Origin of the sequence: Bacillus sp. SIMBA_008 (genome assembly GCF_046535495.1) — a bacterium.
In the GTDB taxonomy this organism is placed as follows: Bacteria; Bacillota; Bacilli; order Bacillales; family Bacillaceae; genus Bacillus; species Bacillus subtilis.
In genome coordinates this window covers 1-306 of record NZ_JAWRWL010000234.1, presented here as the reverse complement: position 1 = coordinate 306, position 306 = coordinate 1, and the positions used below count along the sequence as shown (strand labels likewise).

The following is a 306-nucleotide window of genomic DNA, read 5'->3' as shown; positions in this document are numbered from 1 at the left end:
CACACACGAAGATACAGAAGAAGATGTGCATTATTTAGCTGATAAGCTTGCACATTTACGTATTTTTGAAGATGAAAACGGGAAAATGAATCATTCGTTATTGGATGTAAAAGGAAGCGTGCTGTCTGTATCTCAGTTTACCCTTTATGGTGATACAAGAAAGGGCAGAAGGCCAAATTTTATGAAAGCAGCCAAGCCAGATGCTGCGAACGCCCTTTACGAATGTTTCAATAAAGCCCTTAGAGACAAAGGTATTCATGTAGAAACTGGCCGCTTTGGCGCGATGATGGATGTGTCATTGACCAA

At 40.8% G+C, this 306-nt stretch carries 1 protein-coding gene; it reads left to right on the top strand.

What is annotated here, in order from left to right; translation table 11 throughout:
* Positions 1-306 (top strand): D-aminoacyl-tRNA deacylase (dtd, locus tag SB658_RS22980; RefSeq protein WP_410602565.1); only part of this gene is annotated, 306 nt, incomplete at both ends.